This is a genomic window from Paenibacillus illinoisensis NBRC 15959 (assembly GCF_004000925.1).
GTDB classification, from domain to species: domain Bacteria; phylum Bacillota; class Bacilli; order Paenibacillales; family Paenibacillaceae; genus Paenibacillus; species Paenibacillus illinoisensis.
In genome coordinates this window covers 81,099-101,069 of sequence record NZ_BIME01000016.1, presented here as the reverse complement: position 1 = coordinate 101,069, position 19,971 = coordinate 81,099, and the positions used below count along the sequence as shown (strand labels likewise).

The 19,971-nt window shown below is 48.2% G+C and carries 20 protein-coding genes; 17 read left to right on the top strand and 3 right to left on the bottom strand.

Annotated elements, in window-relative coordinates; all coding sequences use genetic code 11:
• The first annotated feature begins 78 nt into the window (after positions 1-78).
• The 6 genes from PIL01S_RS27130 (at position 79) to PIL01S_RS27105 (ending at position 5,550) form a co-directional block, all read left to right on the top strand.
• Positions 79-441, top strand: a complete 363-nt coding sequence (locus PIL01S_RS27130; RefSeq protein ID WP_095362087.1) for an SdpI family protein — start codon at positions 79-81, stop codon at positions 439-441.
• Positions 442-618: 177 nt separating this feature from the next.
• The gene (locus PIL01S_RS27125; RefSeq protein WP_127540799.1) at positions 619-1,074 is read left to right on the top strand and encodes a MerR family transcriptional regulator; all 456 of its coding nucleotides are present in this window, start codon (positions 619-621) and stop codon (positions 1,072-1,074) included.
• A gap of 158 nt (positions 1,075-1,232) precedes the next feature.
• Positions 1,233-2,450, top strand: a complete 1,218-nt coding sequence (locus tag PIL01S_RS27120; RefSeq protein WP_127540797.1) for an MFS transporter — start codon at positions 1,233-1,235, stop codon at positions 2,448-2,450.
• A 17-nt stretch (positions 2,451-2,467) separates the two neighbouring features.
• On the top strand, positions 2,468-2,890 hold the full coding sequence (locus PIL01S_RS27115; RefSeq protein ID WP_127540795.1) for a universal stress protein: 423 nt from the start codon (positions 2,468-2,470) through the stop codon (positions 2,888-2,890).
• A 154-nt stretch (positions 2,891-3,044) separates the two neighbouring features.
• Positions 3,045-4,469, top strand: a complete 1,425-nt coding sequence (locus PIL01S_RS27110) for an aldehyde dehydrogenase family protein (protein WP_127540793.1) — start codon at positions 3,045-3,047, stop codon at positions 4,467-4,469.
• Between the two features lie 289 nt (positions 4,470-4,758).
• Positions 4,759-5,550, top strand: coding sequence for a MerR family transcriptional regulator (locus PIL01S_RS27105; RefSeq protein ID WP_164764363.1), 792 nt, complete (start codon positions 4,759-4,761; stop codon positions 5,548-5,550).
• A gap of 156 nt (positions 5,551-5,706) precedes the next feature.
• Here PIL01S_RS27105 and PIL01S_RS27100 read toward each other — a convergent pair whose 3' ends face one another.
• Entirely contained in the window at positions 5,707-6,186 is a 480-nt protein-coding gene (locus PIL01S_RS27100) for a GAF domain-containing protein (RefSeq protein ID WP_127540789.1), read from the bottom strand.
• Between the two features lie 198 nt (positions 6,187-6,384).
• Here PIL01S_RS27100 and PIL01S_RS27095 point away from each other — a divergent pair, with 198 nt between their 5' ends.
• The 4 genes from PIL01S_RS27095 to PIL01S_RS27080 all read left to right on the top strand — a co-directional run bounded on the left by PIL01S_RS27095 (position 6,385) and on the right by PIL01S_RS27080 (position 9,786).
• Positions 6,385-6,681: a hypothetical protein gene (locus PIL01S_RS27095; protein ID WP_095293227.1), complete on the top strand. Its 297-nt coding sequence runs from the start codon at positions 6,385-6,387 to the stop codon at positions 6,679-6,681.
• Between the two features lie 195 nt (positions 6,682-6,876).
• Positions 6,877-7,449 (top strand): GNAT family N-acetyltransferase, encoded by a 573-nt coding sequence (locus tag PIL01S_RS27090; protein ID WP_127540787.1) that lies wholly within the window; start codon positions 6,877-6,879, stop codon positions 7,447-7,449.
• A gap of 144 nt (positions 7,450-7,593) precedes the next feature.
• Entirely contained in the window at positions 7,594-9,114 is a 1,521-nt protein-coding gene (locus PIL01S_RS27085) for an MDR family MFS transporter (RefSeq protein WP_246058577.1), read from the top strand.
• A 318-nt stretch (positions 9,115-9,432) separates the two neighbouring features.
• Complete coding sequence (locus tag PIL01S_RS27080; RefSeq protein WP_127540783.1) at positions 9,433-9,786, top strand: hypothetical protein; 354 nt, start codon at positions 9,433-9,435, stop codon at positions 9,784-9,786.
• Between the two features lie 141 nt (positions 9,787-9,927).
• Here PIL01S_RS27080 and PIL01S_RS27075 read toward each other — a convergent pair whose 3' ends face one another.
• Positions 9,928-10,389, bottom strand: a complete 462-nt coding sequence (locus PIL01S_RS27075; RefSeq protein ID WP_127540781.1) for a MarR family winged helix-turn-helix transcriptional regulator — start codon at positions 10,387-10,389, stop codon at positions 9,928-9,930.
• Positions 10,390-10,878: 489 nt separating this feature from the next.
• On the opposite strand from PIL01S_RS27075, the gene PIL01S_RS27070 reads away from it, so the two are divergent.
• From PIL01S_RS27070 to PIL01S_RS27055, 4 genes are all read left to right on the top strand, one after another.
• Positions 10,879-12,198, top strand: a complete 1,320-nt coding sequence (locus PIL01S_RS27070; RefSeq protein WP_127540779.1) for an MFS transporter — start codon at positions 10,879-10,881, stop codon at positions 12,196-12,198.
• Positions 12,199-12,479: 281 nt separating this feature from the next.
• Positions 12,480-13,211, top strand: coding sequence for an ABC transporter ATP-binding protein (locus PIL01S_RS27065; protein WP_127540777.1), 732 nt, complete (start codon positions 12,480-12,482; stop codon positions 13,209-13,211).
• A 20-nt stretch (positions 13,212-13,231) separates the two neighbouring features.
• Positions 13,232-14,482, top strand: coding sequence for an ABC transporter permease (locus tag PIL01S_RS27060; RefSeq protein ID WP_127540775.1), 1,251 nt, complete (start codon positions 13,232-13,234; stop codon positions 14,480-14,482).
• An 84-nt stretch (positions 14,483-14,566) separates the two neighbouring features.
• Positions 14,567-14,950 (top strand): hypothetical protein, encoded by a 384-nt coding sequence (locus tag PIL01S_RS27055; protein ID WP_127540773.1) that lies wholly within the window; start codon positions 14,567-14,569, stop codon positions 14,948-14,950.
• A gap of 73 nt (positions 14,951-15,023) precedes the next feature.
• Here PIL01S_RS27055 and PIL01S_RS27050 read toward each other — a convergent pair whose 3' ends face one another.
• Positions 15,024-16,301 carry a BaiN/RdsA family NAD(P)/FAD-dependent oxidoreductase gene (locus PIL01S_RS27050; protein ID WP_127540771.1) on the bottom strand — a complete coding sequence of 426 codons (1,278 nt, stop codon included), beginning with the start codon at positions 16,299-16,301 and terminating at the stop codon, positions 15,024-15,026.
• Between the two features lie 299 nt (positions 16,302-16,600).
• Here PIL01S_RS27050 and PIL01S_RS27045 point away from each other — a divergent pair, with 299 nt between their 5' ends.
• From PIL01S_RS27045 to nadE, 3 genes are all read left to right on the top strand, one after another.
• Entirely contained in the window at positions 16,601-18,298 is a 1,698-nt protein-coding gene (locus tag PIL01S_RS27045) for a two-component system sensor histidine kinase NtrB (protein ID WP_164764362.1), read from the top strand.
• 221 nt (positions 18,299-18,519) lie between these two features.
• On the top strand, positions 18,520-18,954 hold the full coding sequence (locus PIL01S_RS27040; RefSeq protein ID WP_095293217.1) for a BrxA/BrxB family bacilliredoxin: 435 nt from the start codon (positions 18,520-18,522) through the stop codon (positions 18,952-18,954).
• Positions 18,955-19,092: 138 nt separating this feature from the next.
• A complete protein-coding gene (nadE, locus tag PIL01S_RS27035) occupies positions 19,093-19,902 on the top strand; it encodes an ammonia-dependent NAD(+) synthetase (protein WP_127540767.1) in 810 nt (269 codons plus the stop codon).
• Positions 19,903-19,971 lie beyond the last annotated feature (69 nt).

The following is a 19,971-nucleotide window of genomic DNA, read 5'->3' as shown; positions in this document are numbered from 1 at the left end:
ATATACGTAGAGCCGTTTTTTTATTTTTATGGCTGCAGGCATGTTTAGAGGCACGTTTGAAGAGAAGGGGAGAACAACTTGGCAGGAGCAATTGTAGGGTTAATATGCGGAGTGTGCTATTTCGTGTTGGGATTAATGCTGTTCAAAAAACCGCCGAAAAAGATTAATGGCATATATGGTTATCGTACCCCGCGCGCCATGAGTGATCCCGATTTATGGGACGAAGCTCAGCGTTACAGCGCCAACCTGATGATGCAGTTTGGGGTCATTATTACGGTGTTTGGTATTCTTGGATTCTGGTTTACCGATGTACAGGCTCTCGTACTCAGTCTGTTTGCAGTTGCGTTCTATACGTTCAGACTGTTTACAAAAGTGGAAGGGCGCTTAAAGGAAGTACAGCATGCTCAGAAGCGGAAGCAAAGCGAGCAAGGTGCATCATAGAAAATCTTTGTTCGATGTAAAAAAGATAGAGGCAGAGGATCCGCGGAGGCGGGTCTTTTTGTGTTCGGCGAGGTTCATGGCGCTGCTGCGATTGAAATCTAACGTTGACGTTAACGTTATAATTATATATAATTATGTACATAACATTATAGATATATTAAAAGTGAGGTGAAGGAAATGAGCTTGTATAAGATCGACGACGTAGCCAAGGAATGTGGGTTGACGAAGCGTACCATCCGGTATTACGAAGAGATTGGTGTCATGCCTTCACCTCAGCGGACGGACGGTGGCACGCGGCTGTATACGAGAGCGGATATCGACTATTTGAAAAAGGTTGTCCGTGCCAAGGAAGTGCTTGGCTTCTCTCTACAGGAACTGCATACGTATATCGCAACGACTGATGTGCTGAATGAGCAGCGATTTGATTACCAGCAGACAACCGAAGTGAAGGAACGGATTGAAAAACTCACGAGTATGGATGAAACGCTGGGTGGTCAACTACAGTTAATTGAACAGAAACTGCAGAGTATTCATGCCGTACAGGCAGAGCTGGAGGAATTGCGAGAACGGGTGCAGAACGGGATTCAGCGATTACAGAAGAATGAATCTATGGAACATCCCGAAGACGGATAAGCAAGGGAGCAACACATCACTCCATACAAACGAAATCGTGCAAGCACCGGGTGATCCGGTGTCATTTTGTGCCGTTTTGTTTCACTTGCTTTTGAAAGCGGAATGAAAATTTCATGTATTACAATCAAATTTCAATTTATAACCAGGAGGTATCATGTATGAAAAGAGAACCATCCTTACCTGACGAACTGCCGTCATCACGCGGAGGATTACTGTCCCAACCACGGGCTGTCTGGGCTGTCGCCTTCGCGTGTATCATTTCATTTATGGGACTGGGATTGGTTGACCCCATCCTGCCTGCCATTGCAGATCAGCTGCATGCATCCAAAAGCCAGGTTTCCCTGCTCTTTACGAGCTATAACGCCGTAACCGGGATTGCCATGCTGATTACTGGCGTTGTTTCCAGCCGGATCGGTGTCAAGTGGACGCTGCTTAGCGGGATTTTACTTATCGTCATCTTCTCCGCTCTGGGCGGAACATCAGATACAGTTGGTGCCCTGGTTGGTTACCGCGGAGGCTGGGGGCTAGGTAATGCCTTGTTTATCGCTACAGCGTTATCTGCGATTGTTGGTCTGTCCACTTCAGGGACGGCCAAAGCGATTATTTTGTACGAAGCCGCACTGGGTCTTGGGATTGCCGTAGGTCCACTGCTTGGCGGTGAGCTTGGTTCCATCTCGTGGCGTGGTCCATTCTATGGGGTTGCAGTCCTGATGATGATTGCCTTTATCAGCATTACGTTTATGCTGCCCAAAATGGCCAAGCCGAAAACACGCAGTTCCCTGTCCGATCCGTTCAAGGCGCTGAGTTATCCATCTCTGAAAACACTGGCGATTACGGCCTTTCTGTATAACTTTGGTTTCTTCACGTTGATGGCTTATTCACCTTATGTCATGAACCTGGATGAGCATGGACTTGGATATGTGTTCTTCGGTTGGGGCCTCATGCTTGCAATCACGTCTGTATTCGTGGCACCAAGACTGCAGCGTCGATTCGGCTCGGTTCCTTCCATGAGTGTGATGCTGACCCTGTTTGCGATTGACCTCATTGTTATGGCCGTGGGTACAGTCATGGGATCGTCCACAACTGTCATTGTTGCTGTTATCGTTGCCGGGATATTCCTTGGTATCAACAACACATTGATTACGACGGCTGTTATGGAGGCTGCTCCGGTTGAACGTTCGGTTGCTTCGGCTGCTTACAGCTTCGTACGTTTCCTTGGCGGTGCGCTGGCACCTTGGCTTGCAGGTAAATTGTCGGAATGGTTCCTGCCGGAAACACCGTTTTATTTTGGCGCATTGATGGTACTGGTTGGTGTCGTGGTTCTGCTTGCACGCCGTAGACATCTGCGTGATATCGATGCAGCAATTACACATTAATGGATGGGGGAATTGAAATGCTGGAACGAATCGTAGTAGCTGTTGATGGGTCGGATCATGCGCATAAGGCATTGGAAACAGCTGTTGACTTAGCTGAAAGTTTGAAGCATCCCGCCAGATTGATTATTGTGCATGTGAATCCTTCCGTATCCTTGAATGAGCCGGCTCTGGGAGTAGATCTGGAAGCACGAATTGCGGAAGAAGGGCAGCATATTATTGCACCGGTAGAACAGCTATTGTCCGGACATTCTATCCCTTATGAGACACTGCTCATTGCCGGGGACCCGGTAAACGAGATCTGCCGGGTGTCGCGCGAAAGAGAGTGCAGCCTCATTGTCATGGGTACGGGCGGCAAAAGCGTGCTGGCAGAAATCGTCGTTGGCAGTGTCAGCCACGGTGTATTGAAACAAGCAGCATGCCCGGTATTAACGGTGAAATAGGGCACTGCCGGAATTAAGGCTGGGTTGAAGATGCTGCTGTGGTGTATAAATAGATAAAGGATAACTGCGATCACAAGATTGTTCTGTCATGAACTTGACCCGCTGTAACTTCATAGGTCAAACTTGCAGCAATGATGGATTGGAGGATTCAATAATGAAAAAACAACATCTGTTTATCGGTGGTAAACCCACGGAATCAGTAGAATATAAGGCACTTCAGGCACCGTATTCCGGAGAAACATTGGCTGAAGTGTCTACCGCTTCGGCGGAGGAGGCAGAAGCAGCCATAACAGCTGCCGTTCAGGCCGGCAAGGAGATGCGCAGCATGCCTGCTCACCGGCGTGCAGACATCCTTTACAAGCTCTCCACCCTGCTGGAAGAGCGGAAGGAAGAGGCGGCACGAGTGATTGCGCTGGAAGCGGCCAAACCAATCACGGCTGCGCTTGCGGAAGTGGATCGTACGGTGGAAACGTACCGTTTTGCCGCAGAAGAAGCGAAGCGGCTCACAGGGGAGACCGTTCCTCTGGATGCAGCCAAGGGCGGTGAAGGGCGTATCGGATATACCATGCGACAGCCTCTGGGTGTCATCGGGGCGATTACGCCGTTTAATTTTCCGATGAATCTGGTGGCACATAAGGTTGGACCTGCCCTTGCAGCAGGCAATACCATCGTTCTGAAACCGGCTGAGCAGACACCGTTGTCTGCCTACTATATCGCGAACCTGCTTCAGGAAGCCGGGTTGCCGGATGGTGCATTAAACGTGGTAAGTGGGGATGGCAAAACGATTGGTGATGTGCTCGTATCCGATCCACGCATAGCCCATATTACATTTACGGGCAGCCCAGCGGTAGGGACAAGCATTCGCAGTCAGGCGGGATTGAAACGGGTAACGCTGGAGCTTGGATCGAATGCAGCTGTCATTGTGGATCAGGATGCGGATCTGGACAAAGTGGTCCCAAGATGTGTGACAGGTGCCTTTACGTATCAGGGTCAGGTATGCATTTCATTGCAGCGCATTTATGTACACAGTGCCATTGCAGACGAATTCATACGCCGCTTCGCGGAAGCAGCGAAACAAGTCGTGACAGGAGATCCGCTGAACCCGGATACTGTGGTTTCGGCACTCATTACAGCCAAAGACGTAAAGCGGACCCTGGATTGGATCGACGAAGCGAAACAGGCAGGAGCTACGGTCGCCGCAGGAGGAGAGGCTGAAGGAGGCGTGCTGCGTCCAACCGTACTCGTTAACGTGCCGCGTGATGCGAAGGTGTCGTGCCAGGAAGTCTTTGCACCGATTGTTGTTATTAACACTGTGAATTCGGTCCAAGAAGGCATTGAGCACGTGAATGATTCCATCTATGGACTTCAGGCAGGTATTTTTACGAACAATATTCATACTGCACTGCATGCAGCTGATCATATTGAGGCTGGAGGGGTCATGATCAACGACATTCCTACGTTCCGGGTGGATCACATGCCATACGGTGGTGTGAAGCAGAGCGGTATGGGACGTGAAGGTGTCAAATACGCTGTTGAAGAAATGACAGAACTCAAGTTTGTCATGTTCAATAAAAATTAAGGATATTTGCAAGCAGGCTGTTTTGCCCTGTCTAACATGAAATAATAAGGTCCCGCACCCAATGTAGTTGGTGTGGGGCTCTTTCTGTATGGATCGATAGGAAATAGTGAAAACACTTTCGATTTCCCTACTGACCCCCGGTTCACATCCCATCAGGAGGGTATAAATACTTTACATACCGCAAAACAATGCACTAATTGTTGTCCCAATCTTGTACCTAACTCAATCAACATAAAAGCAGTATGAATAACCCTGAATCATAATGCAGTGTAGACAGGAGGTGTTGCGAATGGCGTATACCATGGCGGACGTATCCGGCATGTCCGGTATCAGTCTGAATGAATTGAGCCAATATGTAAAATCAGGTTGGCTAACACCTGCATTTGCAGGTAGAGACCAGAATGAAGTTTATTATGAGAAACCGGAGCTGTTGAAGCTCCAGCAGATTCTGTTCTGTAAGGAGCTGGGAGTGGAACAGGAAGAGATCGGCTCCATGCTGCAGGAAGATCATCATGATATCATTCATATGATGCAGCAGCAGCGCATTCAGCTGCTCGAGAAAGCATTGCATTTGCATGGCTTGATCCAGACTCTGGACAAAACCATTTCCCATTTGCAGGGAGAGTATGAGCTTGAGGTCCGGGAGTTGTATCAGGGTTTTATCAAAAAAGGGCATCACAGTATGCTGCCTGATTCAACGGAGTCACCGAGCCATGAACCGGTCATAACGAAAAACTGGCATCCAGCACAATCTGAATCAGCCGTATCTTATGACGGGGAACTCAAAACCAAAGAAGATTACCTGGATTCCCAGGAAAAAATAGACCGAATCAACCGGGACTTGCAGCGGGCGATCGAAGATGGCCTGACACCTGAATCCCCGGAAGTTCAGCACATCATTGGCAGACATCTCGAATGGGTCAAGGATTACTACACGCCTACTGCCGAAATCTATCGTGATTTGGGCAATCTGTATGTGGAGCATCAAAATTTCCGCCAAATGTACGACGGTTATCATCCGAAGCTGGCTGAATTTTTGCGAGACGGCATGATGATCAAAGCGGAACAGGAATTGACCTAAATGCATAGAGTAACCATGGGCGAGCAGAACATGGATGTAAAGGCATAAGCCAAAAAGCACAGACCACTACTGGTCTGTGCTTTTTGGCTATCTTCAGTACGTATTGCTGTAACAACCTGCTTATTATAGGTACAATGACCTTCGGCAGAACCGTGGTTACAGCTGCTCTGTGAGCAGTTTCACGGCCTGTTCCAGGAAAATACGATCTTCGTCGTCAAAACGGTTTTTGATCGGGCTGTCGATGTCGAGCACCCCGTATAATTCGCCGTTTTTGATAATGGGCACGACAATTTCACTGTTCGATGCGGCATCGCAGGCGATATGACCTGGGAAAGCATGAACATCGTCTACAACGAGTGTACGTCGTTCCGCCGCAGATGTGCCGCACACCCCGCGTCCGAGCGGAATACGGATGCAGGCAGGCAGCCCTTGGAACGGACCAAGAACAAGTTCTTTGCCATCATACAGGTAGAATCCAACCCAATTGGTATCGGTTAAAAATACATTGAGCAGCGCCGCAGCGTTTGCCAGATTGGCAATGGCGCTTGGTTCATCGCGGATCAGAGCACTTAACTGTCCCAGGACGGCGGTGTGCTGCTCGCTTCGTGTTCCTTCATAGGAAACAGCTTGAAACATGGTGAATCACCCTCCCGAGCAAAAATGGTACTTATTTTCAAGATAGTGCAGTGCATGCCTTTAGTCAAGCGGAGGATTTCGGTAGAATTTTGATTAAGAAGGGGAAACCCCTGTAAATTCATCCTGTTTCTCAGCTTCTCGCACGGGGTAATTACTTAGCAATCACGGAGGGCTATAACCCTGGAAGGAGTTTGGATTATGCACGCAGAGGTACAGAATCTTTTTGTACGGATTCATCTTCTATATTTGGCCCAAAATCAGGATTTGACCGTTGGTGACGCACTGCCTCTATTGGAGGAGCGCGGCTATCGTGTTGGCGAGCGGGAGATCAAGCAGGAGCTTGAACATCTCACGCAGGAGAACTTCCTGACCGCCCATGGCGACCAGTGGAGCCTGACCGGGACAGGCATTGAAGAGTATAAGGAAATTACGGCTGTGCTTGGCCGGGTCAGCGATGAGCTGCTGGGAGCGGATAAGAAGGCTTCAACCGCCTGAAGATGAAACTCTGGCAGGACAAGCTGTTACGGACAGCTCGATTGAATCATACGTACAACAAGACCGGGACCCTTGCGGCCCGGTTTTTTTGATATCTAACCGATGACTGAACTGTTGCCATTCGGCGCAGGTTATGTTTAGATGACTATTGAATCTTATGGTCTGCAGAGATGGATCGGATCGGAGTGTCTTTTCATGTATAAATCTAAAGGGAGAATTCCCGAACTCGAGACAGCACGACTTCGTCTGCGCAAAATGCGCCGCCGGGATGCGGCTCAGATGTTCGCATACTGGTCAGACCGGGAGGTGACCCGTTATATGAATCTGGCGCCGATGATCGGGACAAGTGAAGCTGCGGATATGATTGGATTGCTTAATCATATGGCAGGGGAAGAGGAGGCGATTCGCTGGGGCATCGAACTGAAGGAAACAGGCCGTCTTATCGGCAGCTGTGGATACAATACATGGCAGCTTGAAGGCGCATTCCGCGGAGAGATTGGTTACGAGCTGGGTCGTGACTACTGGCGGCATGGATATATGACCGAAGTGTTCTCGGTGATGCTGCCTTTCGGGTATGAGACCATGGGGCTTAACCGGATTGAAGCATTGGTGGATCCAAGAAATGCCGCCTCGGGAGAGTTCCTGATCAACAACGGCTTTACGCGGGAAGGTCTGCTGCGTCAGGTACAGCATACTTCCACCGGATTTAAGGATATGGTGATGTATTCCCTGCTGTATGATGAGTGGCTTCGCAAGCATAAAAAATAAACAGAGAATATATAAGTTTAATTTTTTATTTACATCATAACAGCGATCGAAAGATTGTTCTGACCCGGAGTGGGAAGCGTAAATGATTGTTTTACTTATATAGAGAACAAAGAGAGAAGGGTTTGTGTGAATACAACCGGAGGTTTGAAACGCAGTTTCATCTTGGCGGGATTGTTGCTGGCAACCTTTTTGTCGGCGATTGAAGGAACGGTCATTGGTCCGGCGGGACCAACGATTGTCAGTGAGCTGGGAAGTGTGCAGCTGCTTAGCTGGATCTTTACCGCTTATCTGCTCACGATGGCTGTCAGCACGCCCATTTTTGGCAAGATCAGTGATCTGTACGGCCGAAAGCCCGTGTTCCTGATTGGCTGTGCATTGTTTTTGCTCGGTTCATTGCTGTGCTGCTTCTCACAGAATATGGAGCAGCTGATTATTTTCCGTGCCATTCAGGGGATTGGGGCAGGAGCGGTTGTGCCTGTTACGTTTACGATTATTGGAGACATTTACCGAATTGAAGAACGAGGCAAGATTCAGGGCTGGATCAGTTCGGTGTGGGGCATATCTTCCCTGGCAGGGCCGCTGCTTGGCGGTTACTTTGTCGACAATCTCGGTTGGCAGTGGATCTTTGGATTCAACGTGCCATTTGGCCTGCTTGCCATGTGGTTTGTATTTCGTTATTTGAAGGAAGACATCTCACCTCGTACCGCCAAAATCGACTACATCGGTGCGCTGACCTTCACGGTGGGCATAACGGCATTGCTCTTTGTGTTGTCAGCTGGCGGGCAGTATTATGCCTGGAGCTCTCCGCTCATTTTGGGGCTGAGTGCAGTTGCTGTTGTATTCATGATCTTATTCTTTGTCGTTGAGAAAAGAGCCCAGGCGCCAATGGTTCCACTGCATCTGTTCCGTATTCGGGACATCCGCGTTGCCAATATTGCGGGACTGCTCACCAGCACGTTGATGATCGGCCTGACCAGTTATTTACCGTTATGGGTACAGGGCGTTCGCGGAGGCAACGCGACTGAATCCGGACTGCTGCTCGCGCCGATGTCCGTAGGCTGGTTAATCGGTAGCGTGCTGGCGGGTCGTCTCCTGATGAAAATCGGGTCACGTCTGACTGCACTCATTGGATTGACCGGAATCGCGATTGGCTCGGGAGGACTTTTCCTGGTAGGGGGAACATCCCCGCAGGCCGTGCTGTTTATTTTGACCTTTATTTACGGACTTGGCTTTGGATTTGCGTTTACGATATTCACCATCATTGCACAGTCCTCTGTAGGATATCAGGAACGCGGATCTTCAACGGCACTGCATACGTTCATGCGTACTCTGGGACAAACGATTGGCGCGGCCGTATTTGGCACATGGTTGAACTACCGGATATCGAAATTATCCAGTGAACAGCACCTGGTCGATGCCGGCATTTCCGAAAGTGACTTGAATGAGCTGCTCGCACCGCATACGGACGCTGCTTTGTCGGATGACAAATGGGCATTGCTTCGGAATGTGCTGGAAGGCAGTCTGCATTCCCTGTTTGTCATCATGTTCGTCATCGCGATTGTATCCTGGTTAACCACATTAGCATTACGCAAACGTCTAATCGTACCGGAAGAGGCAGAGGCAGGGGCAGGAATGCCAAAACAGGCCAAGGTTGCCGGGAAGTGATTGTCGAACCCATGCGGTACATAAGACGAATACTTTGTTGATTAGCACAACGAGATAAAGCATTGATTTTCACAAGAAGGCAGCTGTGATCAGCTGCTTTTTTTGTTGGTTCCAAATGGAAATTTGATATAATTTACAGTAGGTTTTTAACTTTTCGCCGTACCAGATGGAGTTATCTGATATGAATGGGGCTGAGGTGTATTGAATAAGCCAAGGACTGAATCTAATTGGTTCATGCCATTTTCCATTAAATTATTTGCAGCCTTGCTGACCGTCATAACCATTTCTTTGTACGTTGGGATTTCAAGAGTGGTGACTTTGGCGGAACGAGCAGAAGGTACGTATTACTATCCTTTTTGGTATATATGGATCATAAGTTTGCTGATCAATGCAGCAACGATGCTATTCCTCATTCTGCCTTTCTCCCTGTTCATCGATCCTGTGCTTGCTTCAATGAAAATGAAGGGAGCTGGTACAAGGTTGATTTATGTAATTGTAGCTTATTTCCTGTTGGGGACGGGATGTGGTCTTCTATTCGCAATCTTCGTACTCAGGATGGATGCTTTTCGGCATACAGGGCCATATGTATATGTACTGATCGTTACGTTTGTTTATTTGTTTTGGCAATATATATTGAAATGGATTGGTAAGCTAAGGAAGCGCCGAGCATAATAACAGCCGGAGGCCTTGTTATCGTTGTTCTCGCCGTATTGATATGGATAAGGTAGGGTTGATTCCACAGCATTAACCGGTTACGCCGCAGAAGGGCGAAACCGGTTATTTTATTTTTTACTATTCATCCTGGTTATTTCTTCAACCATTAGCGGATAGACGGTCTGCGCCAAGCGCAAGCCTTTCCAACAACTCAGACAGCAATGTCTTGTCACTCTCGCTCAGACCACTGACTGCACGATCGATCTTGTGTGCATAACCTGGATAGATATCATCCATGGTCCGGTGACCTTCATCTGTCAGTTCCACAAATATAATCCGTCTGTCCTGCGGACAGTGTTTGCGAAGTAAGAGTCCTTTTTGCTCCAGCTTATCAATGACATAGGTTACGTTCCCGCTCTGCAGCAGAAGTTGTGCGCCTACCTGTTGAATCGGCTGTGCTCCTTTCATATACAGCACTTCCAGCACCCCGTATGCTGTAGGGTTGAAGCCGTGCACTTTGCTACCGGATACAGCGTGTTCATTCACGCTCTTGAATGTTTTGGCCAAGGTGCGGTACAGATGAAGTGAACGTTCGGTTCCGATTTCTTGTAATTCCAGCATGCTGATCCCGCCTTTTCAGTTTAGTGATATAAGTTGAAATAATAAGGTTACTATCTACCACTACGATGACAGAACAACCCTCCAATCACTGTTATCCCCAGATTTTTTTGAATCTTTTTCAAAGTTAAAATCCGGTGATAAAGTGAACGCGTTGCTTTTACAGGTTTTTTCTGTCCTCTTCGTTACGATTAACATGTAATCGATATATTCAACTTATATAGGGTTGAGTAGGTTACATTTGACGATTCAGATTGTCGCCATGTCCTTATTGTAAGCTTCTGTTTCCACGAAAAACATGCGATATGTCACAAGATCTGCATTTTTAGCATTTAAAATTTAAGCATTCGTCCTCCTCCAAGGCAGCTTGCACCTGAGAAAGTTCATCCTTCGGATGTTGGCACTTCTCCGTCTCCGGAAGGAGGTTGGAATAAGTTCCAATTTATATAATTAAAACCATATCAACATTCCGGCAAGTGGAGGAGAAGCGAAATGGAAATGACAATGAAGGGACAACGCGGACTGAAGCATAACCGTCCGTTTGTAACACTGATGGTGGCACAGGCCATCTCCAATCTGGGCGATTGGCTGCATCTGTTGGCGATCTTGACGTTGGTGGGGATACGTTGGAATGCTACGCCGTGGGAAATTACGTTTACTACACTTTGTGCGGCACTGCCTGTGCTGATAACAGGGCCGTTTGCAGGCGCGCTGGCGGATCGGATGAATCGGAAATGGTTGATGATCGCGGCGGACGTTGCACGAGTCGTGATTGTTGCCGGGTTCATTTTTGCCGATCAGATCTGGCATGTATACATATTGCTTATTCTCAAATCGTTATTCGACGTCGTATTCTCACCCGCCAAGAACGGGAAGTTGAAGGAATTTGTGCCGCATGAGCAGCTGGCTCAAGCCGTTTCCATCAGCTCGGTAATCGAACAGATGTCCAAAATTATAGGTCCTGCGCTTGGTGGATTGCTGGTGGCAGCCTTTGGGATTACCTGGTGTTTTATTCTGGATTCAGCCTCGTTTCTCATCTCGGGTATTATTTTGCTGTGGATTCCGGGTAAGCGGGTGATCCAATCTGCAAGACCGTCCGTACAAGAAAGTAAGGGAGAAGGAAAAAGGGGCATTTCATCCCGAGAGAAAGGTGTCTTCTTGAAGGATACGCTGGAAGGCGTTCGTATGCTCGCTTCACTTCCACAGGTAGGGTCTTCTCTCATTTTGCTGGCATCCGCCATTCTGTTCCTGCAATTTGCTGATTCCCAGACCGTTGTCTTGTTCAGACAGCTGCCCGGAATTTCGAGTGATCTGTTGGGATGGTGCGTTGGTGCCAGTGGGGTTGGTACGTTGATTGCAGCCATGAGTGTGAGGAAGTGGAAAAGAGCAGGGCATGTGCTGAAGATGGGGCTGGGGACATCAATAACGGGACTTGTCATTGGTGCAGCAGGCGTTGTTGTTGGCGTATGGCCGCATGCTGGTCTGGGTGCGAACCTGCTGCTGATATTGATGTTTGCCCTGGCAGGAATCGGAATTGGGTTCGCCGTGGTGCCTTTTCAAATTTTGCTGCAGGAACAAACTCCTGAAGCCATGACCGGGCGTGTATTTGGGACTGTTGGCAGCGTCATGACAGCAAGCAATATTATGGGTCCTGTTGTAGGGGGATTTCTGGTCACATCGTTTGGTGTTATCCCGGCCTTTGTATGTTCAGGTATTTTAATGACACTTCTGGGAATGGTCTATGTATTAAAACGCAGATCGAAAAAGATGGATGTAACGGTGACGAGTGAGGCAGTGGCTGTAAGCGAATAGCATCATTGTGTCAGTACTTAATTGACAACCATCATAACCAGAGTGTGTCCACGAGCGAAACCACAACGGTGGTGGGTTGTAATCGGTAAGATGATTTTCCACTGGATAATCATGAAAAAGCAGGGGCTCCGGAACCCCTGCTTTTTTTGTGTGTTTAAAGGTTTTTCATTGTCCACCTCTAATTCATTAAAGATGCTCAAAATGATCAAACACAAAGCTAATAACTCCATTAGAATAATGGAGAACACACTGGACAAGTCATTAACCGGGGAGTGAAGGCCATGAAGATCGAAATTGAGGAGTCAGCATCGAAGCAGTCCATACTGGACGTACATATAGCAGAGGCAGGATATGAAGCAGGCAAGTCGACGATACAAAACATCCAAATCCAGGTGTATCCAGGAGAACTGGTAGGTATTATTGGTCCAAACGGGGCCGGCAAAAGCACGACCATCAAAACGATGCTTGGCTTGCTGGAGCACGCCGAGTTTGAGATTGCAATTGGAGGAGAGGGCAGATATGCCTACATCCCGGAGCAGCCTGTCTTTTATGAATATATGACTCTCTGGGAGCATCTTGATCTTGCGGCAGCGGCGTACGAAATGGAGGAAGGGGAATTTGTTGCGAGAGCGGAGGAATTGCTGGTTCGTTTCAATATGGATCATGTACGCGATGATCTTCCCGGCAGTTTTTCCAAAGGCATGCGTCAGAAAATGATGCTGATGATCGGCTTCCTGGCCTCACCTGATGTATATATTGTAGATGAGCCTTTTATTGGACTGGATCCACGCGCAACGAAGGATTTCCTGCAGCTGCTTGATGAGGAACGCCGCCGCGGGGCAGGGGTGCTAATGTCCACGCATGTACTTGATACAGCGGAACGGATCTGTGACCGGTTTGTACTGATTGCAGCAGGCAGATCGGCCGCTGAAGGTACGCTGGATGAGATTCGCGCTGTCGCCGGGCAGCCCGAATTATCCTTATTCGACTGTTTTGATATACTGACATCCTAGTCAGGGAGGTGAATAGAGGGATGGGAAACTCTGAGCGATATACACCAATTCGTTTATATAGACGCAGGCGTCGAGAGCATTTCAATGGACAGTTAAAAAATCTGAGATTGGCAGTGGACTGGACCGTATGGTTGTATCTGCTGGTTCCGGGGCTGCTGTATCTGATTGGGTGGTATTCGAGTTTATGGACCAAACCGCTGCCTACATGGGCGACTGAACTATCTGTGCCTGTCCTGACAGGGCTAATCGATATCGTTATGCTCTCAGGCGGTGTACTGATCTTTGTGGAAGAAGCAGACATGCTGTTTCTGAAATCAAGACCATTATGGATGCGGACCTTAATGAAGCAAGGGCTTTTCCGAGCCTGTTTGCTGCATTTGGGCAAAATGATTGTGATTACGGCCTTGACCGCACCCTTGTGGTCTCGTGTTTATGGCATGTCATTTACACCTATCGCGCTCCTTGCGCTCTGGTTTGGTATAGTAGCTTCAATTCAGGCGATCGCTCTGCACATCATTAAGGTGCGAAATACCGGATGGAGACGCTGGATTCGACTCATCCCTGCCGCGATTGCCTTGGGACTTTTTACGATCCGTACAACGTCATGGATGGACGGAGAGATCTGGAGACAGCTTGCTGGAATCTTTGTCGGAATCCTTATCCTTGTCACTTTGATCCAAATGAGGCTGTTGATGAAGGGCACGTTTGAGGGGGATGTACGGGAGGATTTACGAGGTCGATTGAAGCTAACAGCGCTTATGTTAAGTCAGTCTGTGTCCAAGCCGAAGGTTCCTCGTACAAAAACAGTCGTTTTTCGCAAAAGGCGCAGGCTTCTGCGCAATCGTTCCATGTCCAACCGGACAGCCGAAACGGCTTTCAAAGCTTTTTTTCGAGACTCTTCCACGATGAAACTGTATTTGCAGCTGGGTAGTCTCTCCACAGCAGCAGTCATGCTTCCCCCTTTTCCCGTTAATGTCATCGTGTGCTGCTTGCTGATTATTATGCTGACCCTGCTGTTTTATCGCTCATGGGATGTGTTCGTGACTTCAGACTACGTGCAGCTCCTATCCTATGACCCGGCTGCTCTGCACCGTGCAGGATTGACGATGGTTCGGATGCTTTTTATCCCGCTGGGCCTTATCATGGGTTTGGCTTTGGGAATAACCTGGCTTGGCTGGCTGTTAAGTGTCATTGTTGCAGCAGCTGTCGTGGTCTTTGGACTCTTCTGCCTTTCCGTGGGAGGATGGATTCGAATGACCCGTTCAAGCTAAAGTATTCCAGTAGAAATCGCATATCGTTTTCCATTAGTGACCATGCTATAGGAGAGATCAACTGTAGCGAGGAGGAAAAAACGAATGATGGACGATAGTGAACTTCAGGTACATTTTTCTGACCATTCAGCATTGCTTGCGGCGGAGGCCACGCTGAAGGAGCTTGGATATAAGCCGTATCAATCGGGGCCGCTGGAATTGTACATTCCTACCGATCGCCAGGATATACAGTCGGCGGTGGAGATTGTGCAGTCACACGGAGGAAGCGCAGCGTTCCTGGCTGAAACAGACGGGTTTGATCAATTTCAGGATATATCCATTCCGGCTCATATCATTAACGAGGATTGGCAAGAAGGTTATGCAAATGGAAATCAGGACAGTGGGCTTCAACAAGGATTGCATAATCGGGACGATGACCCAACCTTTGACGATTCAGTGGATGGATTCTCCGGCAGTGTAAAAGCATAATCAGATGAATAGTCAAAAAACCTCGGGTCCCACAGCATGTGGGCACTTCGAGGTTTTCTTGTTTTTGGCATGTTTATTTATCTTTACTACTGGCGTTTTTGTACTCTGCGGCATGCATGCCAGCGGTGTATCCGGTAGAGAATGCAGCGGTAATGTTATACCCACCAGTGTAGCCGTGGATGTCCAGAACCTCACCGCAAAAGAATAGACCCGGCAGCAGCTTGGATTCCATTGTTTTTGGGTATATTTCCTTTAAGTGCACACCTCCGCCAGTGACGAATGCCTCTTTGAGAGAACGCGTGCCATCCACGCGGAAGGTAAAAGCCTTCATCAGCCCGCATAACGTGCTCAGCATGCCCTTAGGAAAATGGTGGAATGTCAGCTCTTCGCTGATTTCGGCACGTTTCATCAGTAATGGAATCATGCGTTCAGGTACCCATGCTTTCAAAATGTTCTTAACTGCCTTGCGTGACTCTTGCTCCAGAACCTGCTGGACCTGTCTTTCCAGTGCAGCTGGAGTGAGATCAGGAAAGAAATCAATGCTCATCGTGACCTGAGTGCTGCCGGATTTCATTTGTACCTTACGAATGAACTGACTGCAGCGGAGGGCGATAGGACCCGATACACCAAAATGCGTGAAGATCATATCACCACGATGCGAAATCACAGTCTTGCCTTTGGCATCCAGCACGGATAACCCTACATCCCGCAAAGATAACCCCTGAAGTTCTCTGGATTGGATCCAGCTCTCACCGGAAACAATGGGTACCTCTGTCGGGTAAAGCTCCGTAATTGTATGTCCGGCTGATTCAGCCCAAGGATAACCATCCCCGGTTGAACCGGTTTGAGGTACGGATTTGCCTCCAGTTGCTACAATGACCGCATGGGCTTTGACTGTCTTCCCCGAGGCAAGCTTGACACCCTGTACATGCTGTCCATCATGAATCAGCTCCGTGACAGGCTCTTTGGTACGAATCTCCACACCCAGAGAAACCACCTTCCCGACCAGAGCATCGACCACCGTTTTGGCCTTGTCTGTAACCGGGAACATTCTTCCATTGTCTTCTTCCTTCAGGGCAATACCCAGGTTTTCGAAGAAACGCATAATTCCCTGATTGTCCAGATTTTGAAATGAACTATATAAGAAACGCCCGTTACCGGGAATATGTCTGATCAATTCATCTGTCTCTTTGGCATTGGTCACATTGCAGCGACCGCCTCCGGAGATTCCGAGCTTGCGGCCCAGTTGATCTCCCTTATCCAACAGAAGCACAGAGGCTCCGTGCTCGGCAGCAGCAACGCATGCCATTAAGCCTGCGGAACCGCCACCAATTACAATGACATCGTACATATATTATTACCCTCTTTTTCCATTGATTTTGTCTACTTTATTACACTTAATTGAACACTGGTAAGAAATTGAATAAACCACATATAGATTCCAGCTATTTCCGTTTTCTATATATAGTACACTTGGACGTTAAAAATCGAATTATGCAGGATAATAGGACAAATGGTACACATTTTTAACCATTTATAATGAAAGCAACTGTTCTATTATGCAGTCTCAAGGGATATATTGTAATATACTGTCGCCTATGTTTTAATCAGAAATACATGAGGGAATGTGCGGGCGAGGAGGGAGATGGCATGGTGGTTGCGTTAAAGGACATTCTTTTACAGGTGCTGCTTGCAGGTTCTGCGGTATTCCTGATTCCCTTTTTTTATCTGGGGCTTCCCAAACAAGTTCAGGCCAAGACAGATCGTAGTAGAATGATGCTGAACAGCCTGGCAGTGACAAGTGCGGCCAGCATGCTGCTCTGTTTGCTGTTTGCCCATTATGCGAGTCCCGCGGCCGTTCCCATTTCATTGGGTGTGATACCTCTTACCATCAGCATATTGTACTGCCGGCCTGTGATAGGCCTCACGCTTACCCTTCTCCATGTAATCGCTTATTTTCTTATTGGACATCCCTATACCTTGTACGAGTTTCTCCTTCAAACAGGCATTCTTCTCTATCCTATTGTATGGTTGACGGCCAGACGATTCAAGCACTATACGCGTTCACGCAAAATAACGATGGTCAGCTCGTTGATCGCAGCAGAATTGATTGTATCCGCCCTGCTGTGCATTCCTTTGATGGATGGAAATTCTACTTTATCCCTAGCTCAAGGAATAGGCATCATGCTGGGGTACATCATTGGTGCTGTTCTTGCAGGCAGCTTTAGTATGCTCTGGATTGAGCATATGCATCATCATCAGGGGCTTGAACAACATCTGTCCGAAGTTCATCATCAATACATATCCGAAACGGAAAAGCTTCACCAAATACTGAACGCAGTTCCATTATCCATCGCTACAGTGGACCCGGAGGGAACTGTACAGTTTGTTAATGATACCATGGAGCAAACAGCAAGAAATCAACTCCCCTGTACGACCACTTCCAATCTGATTGGGCTCCCGGTCAGCCAGTTTGTCGAACAGGGGCAGGCTGACAGATTGGAGAACAGTATACGTAAGGCGGTTGTGGATGGGGAAATCAACGGTATGACCGTAAGATACGGCTCCTATGTATTCCAATCACGGACCGTGCCGATCTATTCTCTTTCACACGAAAGGTCAAGAGAGGTCACGGGAGCCATGCTCATTATTCAGGACATTACTGAGCTGGAAATGCTGCGAAGCGAGCTGGACAATGTGGATCGCCTCAGTCTGGTGGGGCAGATGGCTGCCAGCATAACTCATGAAGTGCGGAATCCGATGGCGGTTGTACGCGGTTTCCTTCAATTAATGCAAGAGAAGAGTCCTGAGTCGCTAGATCACTACTATCAGATTGTACTGGAGGAGCTGGACCGGGCAAACAGCATCATCAATGACTTTCTCTCCCTAGCCCAGAATCGGATCTCAGAAAAGGAAGAGTCCCAGTTGCACGACATTATTCATGAATTGAGCCCGCTGCTATGGGCGGATGCCAATCTGCGTGGACAGAGCATCGAACTCATGCTTGACCATAATGTGCCTAAGCTGCACCTGAATACGAAAGAAATCAAGCAGGTAGTGCTCAATCTGGCTCGCAACGGCATGGAAGCTATGACAGAGAAAGGGGTTCTGACGCTCGAAACGCGGATGGTGGATGACAAGGTCGAGCTGTGTGTACACGATACAGGTGCAGGCATAGCACAACCGAAGCAAGAGAAGCTGTTTGAACCTTTTTATACGACGAAAGCCAAAGGGACCGGACTCGGGTTATCCATGTGCCGAAGCATCGTGGAACGACACAACGGAACGATTACGGTGGAGTCACAGGAAGGCGAGGGCACGACCTTCAAGGTTTCGTTTCAACGATAAAAGCGCAGCATATTTTGCCAGAGATCAAGACATAATAATATGAAAGAAGCCTTACCGCAGGCGGAGTCTGAACCTTGCTTTCATTGCTTGGCGATGTATAATAGGGATAGCACATCATTAAAATCCATGTTTTGTATGGCGGAGCATTGATGATTGTGGATTCCGAGGCAATTACATGTTCCCCGAAATAATAGAACAACCATTAATAAGGAGTGAAACGAATGTCGATGTCATTTGATCAATACATGAAAGATATGGTTCAACCGATGCGGGATGAGCTGACTCGCCTGGGTATTCAGGAATTGCGTACCCCTGAGGAAGTAGAAGCTAGTCTGCCAGATGCTAAAGGAACAGCACTTGTCGTGATTAACTCGGTGTGCGGATGTGCCGCAGGCCAGTGTCGTCCAGGTGTATCTCAAGCGCTTCAGCACGATATTACACCGGATCACCTGTATACGGTATTTGCCGGACAGGACAAAGAAGCTACAGCAAAAGCACGTGAGTACTTTGCACCGTATCCTCCATCTTCACCTTCCATTGCTCTGATGAAAGACGGTGAACTCGTTCACTTTATCGAGCGTCACCAAGTGGAAGACCGTTCTGCGGAGGAAATTGCGGCTGATCTCACGAATGCATTTGACCGTTACTGCCGTTAATTAGCTCTAGGAGCGCCCCGCCCTTCGGATGACCGATGCCGGGGCGTTTCATTTTGAGCAAATAAGGTTATTGAACCATTCGGACCTTTCAAGCTGGACATCAAATTTCATTTATGTAGAAACGGGGTGTGTTGAACGATGAGTTTGCAACAACAGATCATCGCTGAGTTGAAGGTTAAGCCAAGCATTAATGAAGAAGAGGAAGTCCGCAAACGCGTTGACTTTCTGAAATCCTATGTGAAAAATTCCGGTACCAAAGGATTGCTTATTGCCATCAGTGGCGGAATTGACAGTGCGGTCGCTGCAGCGTTGTGCAAAAAGGCTACAGACGAACTCACAGCCGAGAACAACCAGGAATACAAAACACTGGGAGTGTTCCAGCCATACGGTGAGCAATCCGATATCGATCACAGCTACGCGGTTGCAAAGGCATTTGACCTGAAGCATGTGGTGGAAACCAATATTGAAGATGCGGTCAATGAGATCGCGCTTGAAGTGGAGCAAGGCTTCAAATCCATGGGCAGCCCACGTCATATGACTCCACAAGGCAAAGGGAATGTAAAGGCAAGAACCCGCATGGTCATGCAATACGCACTTTCTTTTGAAGAAAACCTGCTGGTGGTAGGTACGGATCATGCTTCCGAAGCCATCACCGGCTTCTATACGAAGTGGGGCGATGGGGCGGTTGACATTACACCGCTGAGCAGCCTGAACAAACGTCAGGTTCGTCAGCTCGCTGCATATCTTGGTGTTCCGCGCGAAATTCTGGACAAGGCTCCCTCAGCAGGGCTTTGGGAAGGCCAGACAGATGAACAGGAACTGGGCATTTCCTATGAGGATAACAGCGACTACCTGGAAGGCAAACAGATTGATCCTGCTGCGCAGGAGCGTCTGGAGTCATTCTATACACGCACTCACCATAAACGTAATGCCATCCCAGGCATCTAACATCTTGGTGTAAAGTTTACAGGGTGAATGATTTAGCTTGTTAATGAAAAAAAAGAGTCACTGCATCAG